General features: G+C 41.1%; 8 protein-coding genes. 6 read left to right on the top strand and 2 right to left on the bottom strand.

Annotation, left to right across the window (positions count from 1 at the left end):
* Positions 1-42 precede the first annotated feature (42 nt).
* Positions 43-2,223, top strand: a complete 2,181-nt coding sequence (locus MUCPA_RS17095; protein WP_008508076.1) for a peptidase domain-containing ABC transporter — start codon at positions 43-45, stop codon at positions 2,221-2,223.
* Positions 2,224-2,233: 10 nt separating this feature from the next.
* Positions 2,234-3,520 (top strand): HlyD family secretion protein, encoded by a 1,287-nt coding sequence (locus MUCPA_RS17090; RefSeq protein WP_008508074.1) that lies wholly within the window; start codon positions 2,234-2,236, stop codon positions 3,518-3,520.
* Between the two features lie 258 nt (positions 3,521-3,778).
* On the opposite strand, the gene MUCPA_RS37095 is transcribed toward MUCPA_RS17090, so the two are convergent.
* Positions 3,779-3,988, bottom strand: coding sequence for a Sec-independent protein translocase subunit TatA/TatB (locus MUCPA_RS37095; RefSeq protein ID WP_008508072.1), 210 nt, complete (start codon positions 3,986-3,988; stop codon positions 3,779-3,781).
* A gap of 94 nt (positions 3,989-4,082) precedes the next feature.
* A complete protein-coding gene (locus MUCPA_RS17080) occupies positions 4,083-6,539 on the bottom strand; it encodes a PIG-L family deacetylase (RefSeq protein WP_040627595.1) in 2,457 nt (818 codons plus the stop codon).
* Positions 6,540-6,811: 272 nt separating this feature from the next.
* Between MUCPA_RS17080 and MUCPA_RS17075 the strand changes: the two genes are divergently transcribed.
* The 4 genes from MUCPA_RS17075 to MUCPA_RS17060 are packed head-to-tail and all read left to right on the top strand — an operon-like array spanning position 6,812 to position 11,436.
* Entirely contained in the window at positions 6,812-7,447 is a 636-nt protein-coding gene (locus MUCPA_RS17075) for a TetR/AcrR family transcriptional regulator (RefSeq protein WP_008508069.1), read from the top strand.
* Entirely contained in the window at positions 7,444-8,814 is a 1,371-nt protein-coding gene (locus MUCPA_RS17070; protein WP_008508067.1) for a TolC family protein, read from the top strand. The genes MUCPA_RS17075 and MUCPA_RS17070 overlap by 4 nt, the downstream gene beginning before the upstream one ends.
* A gap of 13 nt (positions 8,815-8,827) precedes the next feature.
* Positions 8,828-9,883 (top strand): HlyD family secretion protein, encoded by a 1,056-nt coding sequence (locus tag MUCPA_RS17065; RefSeq protein WP_008508065.1) that lies wholly within the window; start codon positions 8,828-8,830, stop codon positions 9,881-9,883.
* A 5-nt stretch (positions 9,884-9,888) separates the two neighbouring features.
* Entirely contained in the window at positions 9,889-11,436 is a 1,548-nt protein-coding gene (locus MUCPA_RS17060) for a DHA2 family efflux MFS transporter permease subunit (protein WP_008508063.1), read from the top strand.
* Positions 11,437-11,530 lie beyond the last annotated feature (94 nt).

The following is an 11,530-nucleotide window of genomic DNA, read 5'->3' as shown; positions in this document are numbered from 1 at the left end:
ATATCAAAGATATATTTCTGATAAATATTAATAAATAAGCCCTTGAAAGCATTTCCTTTCTACAAACAGCACGATCAAATGGATTGCGGCCCGACATGTCTAAGAATGTTGGCCAAATATTATGGTCGCAATTATTCAATTCAACGGTTAAGAGAATATTCTAACATTAATAAAATCGGTGTTTCATTATTGGGTGTTAGCGAGGCGGCTGAAAAAATAGGTTTTCGAACTCTTGGAGCCAAAGTCAACATAGAGCAACTTAATACAGCGGTCTTACCTTGTATTCTTCATTGGCAGCAACGACATTTCGTTATATTATACAAAAAAAAGAAGGGTAAATACCATATAGCTGATCCCGCCCTCGGTGTTATAAAATTTACTGCTCAAGAATTTGTCGATAGTTGGTTCGGTAAGACACAACAAAATAGCGGGATCGCTCTTTTTATTTCGCCCACCCCACAATTTTATGAGGGAGAAGATGACAAAAAAACAGGCCTTAATTGGACAGTACTATTCAATTACCGACGCGCATATACAAGACTCATAATACAGTTGTTTTTTGGTTTGGCTATAGGAAGCATCCTTCAGTTAATTGCTCCATTATTGACTCAACAGATTGTTGATACAGGTATAAATACCCGCAATTTAAGTTTTGTCAACATTATACTCATTGCTCAAATAATGTTGTTCTTGGGGACCATGAGTGTTGGATTTATAAGATCGTGGATAATGCTACATATGACAACTAGAATAAATATATCCATTCTTACAAACTTCCTTGCGAAATTAATGCGACTGCCAATGGGCTTTTTTGAAAGTAAACGTACCGGTGATATTATGCAGAGGATGAATGACCATAAACGCATAGAATCTTTTTTAACTGGAACGACGCTCAATACTTTATTTTCGCTTTTGAATTTAGCTTTATACATCGTTGTTGTTGCTTTTTACAATACTCAGATCCTACTCATTTTTCTTGTTAGTACCATCCTTTATACCTCGGCTATCCTAATATTCATGAAACGCCGCCGAGAACTCGATCAAAGACAATTTACTAATTCTGCCAATAATCAAAGTAATATGGTTGAGTTAATTACCGGAATTCAAGAAATTAAACTACATAATTGCGAACAACAGAAACGATGGCATTGGGAGAGTATACAAGCACGTTTATTCAGATATAGTGTGAAAAGCTTGGCCTTGAGTCAATATCAGCAAGCAGGATCTAGTTTCATAAATCAGGGGAAAAATATTTTGATAACCTTTATAAGCGCTAAAGCGGTGATTGAAGGTAATCTGACTTTGGGGGGTATGATGGCGGTTCAATATATGGCAAGCCAATTAAATTCACCTATTGAACAATTGCTCGGCCTAATGCAAGGCTATCAAGATGCGAAAATAAGTTTAGAAAGGTTGAATGAAGTTCACGGATTGGATGATGAAGAGTCAGTTGATAAACATTGGGTGTACGATCTTCCAAGTAATAAAAGTATTTCAATTTCTAACTTAACATTTAGATATCCTGGTGCTGGTAACGATCCTATATTGGAAAATGTAAACCTTCAAGTTCCTGAAGGTAAAACCACAGCGATAGTAGGCATGAGTGGCAGCGGAAAAACTACTATTTTAAAATTGCTTTTACGCTTTTACCAAGCAGAAAAAGGTGAGATCAAAGTAGGTGACACTAATTTAAACCAGATAAGTTTTAAAGAATGGCGCAAAACCTGTGGAGTAGTCATGCAGGATGGCTTCATTTTTTCAGATACGATTGCTGGGAATATCGCCGTAGGGGATGATCACCCCAACCCAGAGCAGATCGAAAGGGCTATCAAGGTCGCAAACATTCAAGAATTTATCGAAGCCTTACCATTAGGCTTAAACACAAAGATTGGGTCTGGTGGGAATGGCATTAGTCAAGGTCAAAGGCAAAGATTACTTATTGCCCGAGCTGTATATAAAGATCCGCATTATATTTTTTTTGATGAGGCCACAAATTCTCTCGATGCGAACAACGAAAAGGTCATCATGGACAACCTTAAAGATTTTTTCACTGGGCGAACGGTGATAGTGGTCGCTCATCGTTTGAGTACGGTGAGAAATGCGGATAATATTATCGTATTGTCTAAGGGGCGAATAATAGAACAAGGAACACATATGGAATTAAATAATATTAAAGGAGAATATCACGGTCTCGTTAAAAACCAACTTGAATTAGGATCCTAAATTCATAGTCATGAAAACTGAATCTGATAACATTCTTTCCCATCACAGCGAGGAAATAGACGAAATAATCGCAGCGCCCCCCTCATGGTTAATACGGTGGGGCATGATCGTATTTTTTGCAATTTTAGTTTTAATACTTGCTCTGTCTGAATTCATTAGCTATCCAGATGTCATCATAAGCAAGTTGAAAATTAATTCCTTGAACGCACCAAAATCGATTTCACCGAGGGTTTCGGGTAAATTAATAAAGCTTCTTGTAAAAGAAAATGAAGATGTAATTAGTGGTCAACCCCTCGGATATATTGAAAGCACAGCGGATCATAAAAGTGTTCTCCAACTTTTAAGCGAGCTCAAGGTCGCACAGAAGAATGCATTAGTAACTCGATATTTCACATTTTTGGCTTTGCCAGATTCGGAAGTATATCAATTAGGCGAATTGCAAAAAAATTATGAGATATTTTATCAGTCATATTTAACATATAAAGCTTCAACTGGAAATGGATTTTATTTAAAACAAAGATCCCTTTTGCAAAAGGATCTTTCAGATATTTTAAAGGAACGCGAGAACTTAACCAGTCAAAAGGCACTACAAGATAAACAAGTTTCTTTAGCGACTCAAGAATATGAAATGCATAAAAGGCTTTTTGAACAAAAAGTAGAAGCTAAAATGGAGTTAAACCGACAGGAAGCTATATTCTTTTCTAGCCAAGTTCCAGTAGCTCAAATAAAATCCTCAATTCTCACAAACTATTCTGATTATTCTACTAAGCAAAAAGAGATTTTGGAGATAGATCGCCATATTGGCGAGTCAAAAACACTTTTTTTGCAAAGTCTTAATAGCTTAATAAGTGACATTGAAAACTGGAAAAGCCAATATATATTATGTGCGCCAGAGTCCGGAAAAGTTATTTTTTCACTGGCTTTACAGGAAAATCAATTTGTAAATCCAAGTCAAGAATTATTATATATTCATTCTGGCAGCCAGGATTTTTTTGGCGAAATGCCAATACCTCAATTTAATATGGGAAAGGTAGAAGCTGGTCAGGATGTTCTAATAAAGTTAAAAGGTTATCCCTATCAAGAATATGGTATTGTGCGAGGGAAAATATACTTTATAACTGACGTTCCATTGAAGGATAGTATTTTCATGTCCACAGTTAAATTCAAGATTCAAAATTTGCCAAAACATAAGTCAATTACTATAAAAAATGGGATGGAAGCTGATGCCGAAATAATAACAAGTAACACAAGCTTGTTATCTAGAATATTAAAAAATCTCTCACCAACTTTAAAATAGTATGAAACGATTTGTAGAATGGAGAGCACAATGAGGTACGAACACGTTTTTTACAACCAGCCGAAGACGGGCTGGGCTTATTTAAGGGGATAAAGTGGCAATCAATTTCTATAACCAGGAAAGGAGGCACAAGTCATTGGAACACCGGACTCCGGTAGAAAGTTAAACACATTGGCGGCTTGAGGTAAAAGAAAAAAGAAGCAAAAAAGAAAAGATGCGGAAATATGGAAAACGCTGAAGGGAGTATAGAAAACAAGTTTACAACGGATGGTGCTCATTGGCCTCCGGCACCGCTGGTAAGGCGGCGGCCTTAGGGATATCATATAGAGGCTTAACACCCGAAGTAGCGTCCTTAAATTCTTTGATCCCCGAGCCTAAGCCGCGGGCCAGTTCGGGAAGTTTTTTTCCGCCAAAGAGTACCAACGCGATAACCAGTATAATAGTAATATCGGGCGCGCTTAAAAACAAAAGAGTTGCGTTTAACGTGATGTTTAATTTTATGGTTATAGATAGACGTTATTACTCGACATACGATGCCAAAGGTATTTCAGTTTTTAATATTTTAATTAATGTTGGGTTTACTCAATAAATTAACAAATAGCCTGAATGCCCCGGGCACCCCAGCAGGCAACTGCCTGAAAAACGAAAGCGAGGTATAGGTAAAGCGCCCTTTGCCATAGTTGGTTGTAATGAGCGATCCGGCATTTGGCGTTTCGCCCGGGTCGTTCATTTGCAGTACCGCCTGATATTGGGCATCGGCCCCGCTTACAAAATACAGGCCCCGCTCCTGCACCCAACCGTCAAAATCGTTTCCAGTTATTTTATTGGGATAATTTAACAAGGCGCTTTTAGGCTCGAGGATGGTAACTTTGGCATTTTCGTCGGTAACGCGCTGGTTAACTACTTTAAACGGATAAGGGCCAATGTTATTAAGTACCAAGCCAGCGTTGTTATTGTACTGGATCACCAGGTTGCCGCCATTTTTTACATACTCCATTAGCCTGGGCTGCTCTACAATTAAACGATCATTGATGTTATAAGCCCTAACGCCGGTAACAATAGCATCGTAACTGGATAAGTCGCCTTTCATCATATCTTCTTCATGCAGCAAGGTTACCTTATAGCCAACCTGCCTTAAAGCATCGGGTACCATATCGCCGGCTCCGGCTATGTAGCCGATGTTTTTGCCCGGCGTTTGCAGATCAAGCTTTACCAGCTTGGCTTGCGCCGGCGGAAACAGGGTTATAACCGGGATGTGCTCATAGCTAATACGCTGCAAAGCCATGCTGTAGTCTTTCCCGTTACAGGTGGTTACCACCTGTAAAACATCAGTTTTAGGCTGAGTTTCCGCAGGTGTTATCGCGAAGGATTCGGTCCATTCGTCGCCCTTTTTCTTTCCTGTGAAATTGATTTTCTCAGGAGAGATCTTCCACCCCGCCGGTGCTCTTAACGCTATGCTGCCAGCTGCCTGGGTAAAGCTCTTAATTTTCACCAAAATATTCTGTGGCTGGTTATCTTTAAAAATATAAACCGGATTATCAATATTAGCCGTTACGGGCGGTGCAATTTCAATAGGGCGGTATACTTCGCCGCGCACCGGATCAACATATTTATAAACTATGCGGCGTTCCAGCCGGATGGGCTTGCCTTCAACAATAAATTCAACTTCAACTTTTGGCAGATCCGGATTTTCAGGGTTACCCACCAGTTGCTGCGAAGCAATATGGTACGACCCTAAGCTCCGTGGCATTTCTAACCAATAAGGCTGTGTTAATTTACCGGCGATAGTTTTGCTATCAAATGTTTGCAGCTGGTTTGCCGGAACAACAGTGGCCAAAGTTTGCGTAGTACCGGCTATGCTGATACTGTTAATTTTTACCCGGTTGCTATAACGGTTTATGATTTGCGACCGGATGCTAATGCTATCACCAAGGGCATAACTTGCCTCGGTGCTGTAGGCTTCAAACCATAATCCCGCGCAGGCGGCAATTAAATTTTTCAACTCTTTGGTTTTTTGTTCGCGCCAGTAGCTGCCGGATATTTTTTCAACCCTGGCCAATACCTTCACTAAAGCCGGTACCGACTTCTCGGGTGCGTTTTCATCAAACTCTTTGTTGATGATCTGGATATTGGCATCAATACCCTCAACTCCGCTAACCCGTTTCCATGTAGTGGTAATGCCATCCATCAGGTCGGTATGCGGCGCATCGCCCAGTATGGTTTTAAAATATTCTATCGCCTCGCCGCGTTGCCTGGCCGAGCCAAAGCCTTGGCTTTTATGGTTAGACCGGCTCTCGGCTGCAATTTCGCCATAGCCTTTGCCCAATAATGAATTATAAACACCTACATCTATTTTAAACTGGTCGGCCGCGGTGGTATTGGCGGCACCAAAATTAAAGGTGTTCCATAACAGGCGTTTGGCCTGCCAGGGTTGCACGTATGCCAGTTGCTCCGGAAAACGTTTGGGGTCGGCGGCAGCCGTAAAGGCTTCCTGGGCCAGTATAGCCGACGATGTATGGTGCCCGTGCCCGCCTTCGCCAGTAGTGGGGAAACGGCAGATGATGACATCGGGTTTAAACCTGCGGATCACCCAAACAACATCTCCCAGTACCTCTTCCCTATCCCAAATTTTTAAAGTTTCATCGGGGCCTTTTGAAAAGCCAAAATCATTAGCCCGGCTAAAAAACTGTTCGGCACCGTCCATGCGGCGTGCAGCTAAAAGTTCCTGCGTACGTATCAGGCCTAAAAGTTCACTCTGCTCGTTACCAATCAGGTTTTGCCCGCCATCGCCCCGGGTTAATGATAAATAACCGGTGCGGTAATGCTTCTCCTGGGCAAGGTAAGCCAGCAAACGGGTATTTTCGTCGTCCGGATGGGCGGCCACATACAATACACTGCCTAAAACATTCAGTTTTTTAAATGCCTGTTTAATATCGGCAATGCCCGCCCGTGGCGCCGTTTGTGCCCAGGCTGCCGACGTAAGCAGCAAAAACACACATACTATTTTATATAACCTCATATTTATTAATAAAATGATGAAAGGTAATAAAAACTGTTTGTAACCGCTGATTTTACTTATGTAACATGTGTGTGAATTACAGTAAGGCATTTAGAATTACCGGTTAAATCCGTTATAAAAATGCCAAAATCGCAAACAATTGACCTATTTGTTGAAAAATAGATAACCCACAAAACAAATGACTATATAGTTAATAATGCTTTTACATAATAATGACATTCAGGTAATTGAATTAATCAATCGTTTGATTAATTTTGTGGTGGATATTAGCAATGGATAAAGATAAAATAGATAAGAAAGACCACATCATCGATGTAGCGGAGAAAGTTTTCTCTGAACTTGGTTATGATGGAGCCTCAACCCGGATGATCTCGGGCGAAGCAGGTGTAAACATGGCTATGCTTAATTATTATTTCGGCTCAAAAGAAGGACTATACCTGGCCGTATTTGAACGTAAAATATCAGCTTTCAGAACTTTACTGCAAAATATTGGAAATGATGACAGTATTACGGCCTGGGATAAGATGGAACGCTGTATAGATAATTATGTTGACCGTATTATTACCAACAGTTGTTTTCAAAAACTGATCAACAGGGAGCTCTCGTTAAACAAACGGACAGACCTGACCGATAAAATGACCAGTATATTGATGACCAATATACTCGAATTTAAAAAAATAATTCAGGAAGGCGTTGATAATGGGTTATTTGATGCGGACACCGATCAGGAATTTACGATCATGACCATATTCGGAACCAAAAATTATATTATTAATTGGCCCCATATCGCTTCGCTGATGATTGGGCATGATATTAGCGACGAGGCCTTTTTAGAAGGGAATATCAAGCCGAGGATGAAAGTATATATGAAAAAACTTATAAAATCTTACTTAGTAACAGAACAATGATAAACAACATCAATCAAACCACAAACCACTATTTATTCAAAAATAGGGTTCAAACCTTAAAAAGGTATGGTGTTTTATTGCTGTTTTTTGGCTTGCTCCTATCCCGGGAGGCCAAAGCGCAGGATAAAACCCTTACCATCAACGAAGCTATTAAGTTAGGTATCGAAAATAGCAAAACGCTTAAGTTATCTCAATCAAAAATCGACAGGGCTGTATCTCAATACAACCAGGCTAAAGATAAAGCGCTGCCAACCGGTAACTTAAGCTATGGCTACTCGCACGCCGAAATACCGGCCAATAGATTAAGCCTTGGCCCAACCAACCTGACTTTACCCAGCCGCGCCGATGCTTACATAGGTACAGTTGCCATACAAGAAACGATTTTTGGTGGCGGGCGCCTTAAATATGCACAGCAATCAACCGAGTTACTTACGCAGGTGGCCCGTTTAGATGCCGAAAAAGATAAGGACCAGATAGTTTACGATGTAATTAGCGCTTATTATAATTTATACAAGGTATTGCAAAGCCAGAAAGTTGTAGCGCAGAACATTACATCGGTAGATCAGCAATTAACCCAGGCACAACGTTTCTTCGACCAGGGCATTGTTACTAAAAACGATGTTTTACGTTTCCAGCTGCAAAAATCAAATATCCAGCTGAACGGGATCGACCTGGAAAGCAATCGCAAAATCATCAATTATAACCTGGATATTTTATTAGGGCTGCCCGAAAGTACCGAAATTAAAATTGACGACATTAACGAAGCCAACCATACCTTGTTACCGTTAAGCGGTTATTTGGATACCGCTATGGTCACCCGCCAGGAATTGAGACAACTTGATTTGCAAAACAGGGTTGCCGAAATCAACATTAAAAACATCAGGGCAGAAAAATTGCCTACCTTAGGTGTTGGCGCCAATATGTATTATATCGATGCTGTTGCCAATCCAATCCCGCAAAGCGGAAGCTTTATTGATCCTGTTACCATAGGCGCAACGCTATCATGGAACTTTGGCTCGTTATGGAACAATAAAAACAAGGTAACCGAAGCCCGCATCCAACGCGAAGAAACGTTGATCAACAAATCTGTAACCGTAGATAATTTGAAAAACGAGGTTAACCGTAACTACCAAAATTATCTATCAGCACAGGATAAGATCAAATTGTTAGAAACATCAATTGCACAAGCTACTGAGAATAATAAAATTCTCGAATCAAAATACAAAAGTAATGTGGCCTCGGTAACCGACCGTGTGGATGCGCAAACCTTACTATACCAGGCGCAAATTAACCTGGAACTGGCTAAAGCCGACGCTGGCCTGGCTTATTATACTCTATTGAAATCAACCGGAAAACTGAACAAATAAAATAAACAACACAATGGCACAAGAAGTAGAACAAACAACCACAAAAAAACCAAACAGGGTAATGCCCATTATATTAGGCTTATTATTAATTGCCGGTATAGTATTTGGTGTAAAAGAATATATATACTTCAGCAAGCACGAGGATACTGATGATGCCCAGATTGACGGCGATATCAGCCCGGTAGTTGCCCGCGTTGGCGGATATGTGGATAGCATACTATTTGAAGAAAACGAACACGTAAAACAAGGACAGTTATTGGTTAAGATTGACCCTCGCGATTACCAGGTAAAATTAGAGCAGGCGATGGCCGCTCAAAAAGGCGCGAGCGCTACCATTGGCGTGTCTCAATCGCAGATTTACACAACGGCTGCTAACTCATCAAGCGCTAAGGCTAATGTTGAAACCGCTAAAGTAAAATTATTACAGTCAAAACGCGATTACGACCGTTATGCTAACCTGGTAAAGGATGGCTCGATAACACAACAACAATTTGAGCAGGCGCAAGTTACCCGCGATGCCGCACAGGCAGCCTACCAGGCAGCTCAAGACCAGTACAAAGCAGCTTTAGAGCAAGTAAAAGGCACACGTAACCAGTTAAACGTAACCAACACAGGTGTTACCGCTAAACAGGCCGATGTTGATTTTGCCAAATTACAGTTAAGCTATACTGATATCACCTCACCTGCTTCGGGTATCGTATCTAAAAAGAATGTGCAAAAAGGCCAATTGGTTCAGGCTGGCCAAACCTTGTTCTCTGTAGTTAATGATAACAGCTTATACATCACAGCTAACTTTAAAGAAACCCAGCTTGCGCACCTAAGGAGCGGCGAAAAGGTTGAAGTTGAAGTTGATGGTTTACCCGGCGAAAAAATTGAAGGCGAAGTATATAATTTTTCGCCTGCTACAGGTGCAAAGTTTTCGTTATTGCCGCCAGATAATGCTACCGGTAACTACGTAAAGGTTGTACAACGTATCCCTGTTAAAATCAAAATTAAAACCACTCCCGAGATTATGGCAAGATTACGCCCCGGCATGAGTGTAACAGCATCTGTAATATATAAAAATTAAGTAAAATGGCAGAAACAGGTTTTAAGAAGTGGATCATCACCATCACGGTTATCATTGCGGCTCTGCTTGAGCTTATTGATACCACGATTGTGAACGTATCCCTTCCCCAGATTCAAGGTAACCTGGGAGCCACTCTCGAAGATGTTGCATGGGTTGTAACAGGTTACTCCGTAGCCAACGTAATTGTATTGCCTATGTCGGGCTGGTTAGGCAGCCGGTTTGGCAGAAAAAATTACTTCCTGGCATCCATCATTATATTTACCATTACCTCGTTTTTGTGCGGTAATGCTACAAGTTTAGATGAGCTGGTAATATTCCGTATCATACAGGGTATTGCAGGTGGTGGTTTGATATCAACCGGGCAGGCTATACTCATAGAAACCTGGCCACGTGAAGAAGTTGGTACAGCTACCGCGCTTTTTGGCTTGGGCGCTGTATTTGGCCCAACTGTTGGCCCAACCATCGGTGGTTACATTACCGACCATTTTGCATGGCCGTGGATATTTTATGTAAACATTCCGGTGGGAGCCCTGGCAGCTTTCCTTACTGTAACTTTTGTTAAAGAAACACCTAAAGATGCTAAAGGCAAACCTGTAGATTGGTGGGGTATTGGCTTACTTGCCGTTGCGGTAGGTAGCTTACAAACCATTTTAGAAAAAGGCGAAAGTGAAGATTGGTTTGCCAAAACCTATATCCTGATACTTACCATTGCGGCCATATTTGGCTTGTTCTTCTTTTTATGGAGAGAGCTTACGTTTGAGTTCCCGATAGTTAATTTCAAGATTATGCGGCACCGGAGCTTCGCAGTGGGTATGTTTACGTCCTTTGTGCTCGGGTTCGGGCTCTATGGATCTGTATTTGTATTCCCCATATTTTGTCAGAACCTGTTAGGATTCTCGGCGCAGCAAACCGGGTTAATTTTATTTCCGGGCGGTATTTGTACTATTGTGATGATGCCTTTTATTGGCAAAGCGTTAAAGGCGGGTATTCCTGCGCAGTTTATGGCAACAGGCGGTATGATCTTGTTCTTTGTATTTACAACCATGCTAAGCCACTCAACCCTGGCATCGGGTACCGGCGATTTCTTTTGGCCTTTAGTTATCCGCGGCGTTGGTATGGCGCTGTTATTTGTGCCTTTAACAACCTTAGCCATCCAAGACCTTAAGGGCCCCGAATTAGGGCAGGGAACAGGTTTAAATAATATGATGAGACAACTGGGCGGTTCGTTCGGTATAGCGGCTTTAACAACACTTATACATGTACGCCAAGGCTACCACCGTACCAGTTTAATTGCTAATATAAACCCGTACAACACACCATTTGTTCAGCAAAGGCAAGCGTTGATCAATGGGTTTATGGCCAAAGGCAGCAGTATGCTTGATGCATCGCGTATGGCTATGCAGGCCATGGAAGGCAAGGTAATTAAACAAACCTTATTGTTAACTTATAACGACGCTTACTGGATTGCCGGTTTAATTATGCTTTTCAGCATACCGCTTATTTATTTGCAACCATTTAAGAAAAACGTGGAGTTACCTGTAGACGCCCACTAACACGACCAACAAATAAAAGCCGCCTGGTTTTTCACCGGGCGGCTTTCCCCAAAAAAATTAACAATTAAATCTTATTAAACCTTAAACTTTAAAC

It is taken from the genome of Mucilaginibacter paludis DSM 18603, from assembly GCF_000166195.2.
Lineage (GTDB): Bacteria > Bacteroidota > Bacteroidia > Sphingobacteriales > Sphingobacteriaceae > Mucilaginibacter > Mucilaginibacter paludis.
The sequence above is the reverse complement of the archived record's forward strand: the minus strand, read 5'-3'. Positions and strand labels throughout refer to the sequence as shown.

Bases quoted from the DNA above. Each gene is read 5' to 3' on its own strand.
- MUCPA_RS17080 (WP_040627595.1), bottom strand. From the start codon at position 6,539: ATGAGGTTATATAAAATAGTATGTGTGTTTTTGCTGCTTACGTCGGCA.
- MUCPA_RS17065 (WP_008508065.1), top strand. From the start codon at position 8,828: ATGGCACAAGAAGTAGAACAAACAACCACAAAAAAACCAAACAGGGTA.
- MUCPA_RS17075 (WP_008508069.1), top strand. From the start codon at position 6,812: ATGGATAAAGATAAAATAGATAAGAAAGACCACATCATCGATGTAGCG.
- MUCPA_RS17090 (WP_008508074.1), top strand. From the start codon at position 2,234: ATGAAAACTGAATCTGATAACATTCTTTCCCATCACAGCGAGGAAATA.
- MUCPA_RS17060 (WP_008508063.1), top strand. From the start codon at position 9,889: ATGGCAGAAACAGGTTTTAAGAAGTGGATCATCACCATCACGGTTATC.
- MUCPA_RS17070 (WP_008508067.1), top strand. From the start codon at position 7,444: ATGATAAACAACATCAATCAAACCACAAACCACTATTTATTCAAAAAT.